The sequence below is a fragment of the Frateuria sp. genome (assembly GCF_035695185.1).
Classification (GTDB): Bacteria; Pseudomonadota; Gammaproteobacteria; order Xanthomonadales; family Rhodanobacteraceae; genus Frateuria_A.
This window is the reverse complement of sequence record NZ_DASSES010000060.1, coordinates 1-2,847: the sequence shown is the minus strand read 5'-3', so window position 1 is coordinate 2,847 and position 2,847 is coordinate 1. Positions and strand designations below refer to the sequence as shown.

General features: G+C 68.9%; 2 protein-coding genes. Both read left to right on the top strand.

The features are described 5' to 3' along the window. On the top strand, positions 1-415 hold a 415-nt coding region (locus VFH59_RS04275), incomplete at its 5' end, for a hypothetical protein (protein WP_325163646.1). After that, positions 408-2,753, top strand: coding sequence for a ClpP-like prohead protease/major capsid protein fusion protein (locus VFH59_RS04270; protein ID WP_325163645.1), 2,346 nt, complete (start codon positions 408-410; stop codon positions 2,751-2,753). The genes VFH59_RS04275 and VFH59_RS04270, both read left to right, overlap by 8 nt. Positions 2,754-2,847: the final 94 nt, after the last annotated feature.

Here is a 2,847-nt window from a genome sequence, read left to right as displayed (position 1 = left end):
TAGCGAGATTGTCCTGCTGAGCGGTCGCAACCCCGCCGACGTGATCCGCAGCGAGCGCAAGTGGCGCGAGGACCTAAAGACGGCCGGTCTTCAGGAGGATCCGCCTGCGGTGCCTGGCGACGGCACCGACCCTGCGCCCACCAAAGGTGACTCGGATCCAGCCGCGGCATTTCGCACGAAGGTCGATGCGTACGGCATCGGCGTGCGCGGCGGCGTGATCACGCCACAAGCGGCGGATGAAGACTTCTTCCGTTCGGAAGCCGGCCTGCCTGCTGCCACGGATGAAGTCCACAAGGCGTGGGGCAGCGAACCCGTGCGCAGACCGATCACCCTCACGCCGCCTGCCCAAAAGGACGGCGCATCCGCCACCGGCGCGGCCGCGCCAGCCGCCACCGAGGACCCTGCCAATGCGTAATCTGATCCTATCCCTTCGCGCGCTCGCCGTGCGCGTGCTGCTTGCCGCGGTGGCGGTGCTGGCGGGTCCACTCCCCGTTCGCCAGTGCCGCCGCTTCGGCGCCTTCGCCGAGGCCGACCCGGCCACCGGCCTGCCGCGCATCCGCCCGGTGATGGTCCTGCGCCCGGTGGGCGCCTCCAGCACCGAGTACGAACTGCTGATCTACGGCGACATCGGCGACAGCTGGTGGGGCGAATCGGTCACTGCGTTGTCGGTAGTGCAGCAGCTGCAGGCGCTCGACGCCTCGGTCACGCAAATCAACGTGCGCATCAACAGCTACGGCGGCAGCGTCAGCGACGGCATCGCGATCTACAACGCCCTCAAGCGCCATAGCGCGCGCAAGGTAGTCACCGTGGATGGCGTGGCCATGTCCAGCGCCAGCCTGATCGCCATGGCTGGCGATGAAGTGCAGATGCCCGCGACCTCGCTGCTGATGATCCACGCGCCGTGGGGCTACGCCCAGGGCAACGCGCAGGACATGCGCGCGATGGCCGAAGTGCTCGACACCTACGCCTCGGCCATGGCGGGCGCCTACTCCGGCAAGTCCGGGCGCGGGCGCGCCGACATGCTAGCCCTGCTGGCCGACGGGCAGGACCACTACTACACGGGCGAGCAGGCGGTGACCGAAGGCTTCGCCGACAAGGTCATCGACCCGCTTGCCGACACCACCACCGACGACGAATCCCAGGCCCGCGCCGCGGGCGTCAGCCGCCTGCTGGCCGGTGCGCCTGACCACATCCGCCAGATCGCCATGTCTGCCGCTGGCAAGCACCCTCGCGCGCTGCCCAAGGCCACCAAGCCGCGTCTGGTAGTGCCCGAAGGCATCGACCTGGAATCCCTGCAAACCGCGCTGGCGTCGGCCAGCGGTCAGCGGGCGCTTGTCGCCGCCCTTACCACGGCCGCCTCGGCCAACGATGGAGACCTCGAAATGAAAGTTCGCAAGCTGTTCGCCGCCATGGCATCCCTGCGCGAGCAGGCTGCCGACCCTTCCGATGGCAACCGGGGCGCCGGTGGTGGCGCTGCCCAGCCAAACGCGGCCGACGTGCACGCCGCCCTGCGCGTCCGGAACGAGGAAATCACCGCCATGGTGACCCCGTACCTGGCGCGCGACGGCGTGCAGGCCATCTACACCGCCGCCCTCGCCGACCCGGCCATGAGTGTGGACCGCGTCCGCCAGCAGCTGCTGGACAAGATCGGCGCGCAGACCACGCCGATCGCCGGCGGTGCCCGCGTCGAGCTGGTCGCCGACGAAGCGGACAAGTTCCGGGCCGCGGGCCAGAACGCCATCCTGGCACGCGCCGGCGTGGTGCAGGCCGACGGCCAGAACCCGCTGCGCGGCTATCGCCTGATCGAAATCGCCCGCGCTTCGCTGGAACGCACCGGCACCGCGCGCCGTGGCATGGACTCGATGGACGTGGTCGGTGCCGCGTTCACCACCACCACCGACTTTCCGGCGCTGCTCACCAGCACGGCCCGTGCGGCGCTGCTGCGGGGCTACGACGAGGCACCGGAAACCTTCGACCAGTGGACCCGCGCGGGCACGCTGACCGACTTCCGCGAGGCCAGCCGCGCCGGCCTGGGCTTCTTCTCCGAACTGGACAAGATCGGCGAGGACGGCGAGTACAAGTACGGCACCTTCGGCAGCTCGGGCCAGTCGATCGTGCTGGCGACCTACGGCAAGCTGTTCGCAATCACCCGCCAGGCCATCATCAACGACGACCTGGGCGCGTTCACTGCGGTGCCGCAGAAGATGGGCCGCGCGGCCAAGCGCACCATCGGCAATCTGGTTTACGCCATCCTGTCGAACAACCCGAAGCTGGCCGATGGCCTGGCGCTGTTCCACGCCACCCATGGCAACCTCGCCGCCGCGGCCGGCATCACCACCGCCAGCGTCGGCGCGCTGCGCAAGCTGCTGATGGCGCAGAAGGTGGACGGCCAGGCCATCAACATCCCGCTCAAGTACCTGATCGTTCCGGCGAACCTCGAGGACGACGCGGTGCTGGTGCGCGACAACCAGTTCGAAGTGAAGGCCGATGGCTCGGTCAGCAGCAACGCCAACACGCAGCGCGGCCGCTTCGAAGTCGTCTCGGATGGCCGCCTGGCTGGCAATGCCTGGTTCGGTGCTGCCGACCCGAACCTGTTCGACACCGTCGAGGTGGCCTACCTGGATGGCAACCAGACCCCGTTCCTCGACCAGAAAGACGGCTGGACCATCGACGGCACCGAATACAAGGTCCGCATCGATGCCGGCGTCGCCCCGCTCGACTCCCGCGGCCTGGCCAAGAACCCGGGCCAGTAATTCTCGCCAGACCGGCGCCCGCGGGCGCCGGTCACCGCAACCCTCCCTAAAACTCGGAGACATACCATGACCACGAAGTACGTACAGCGGGGCG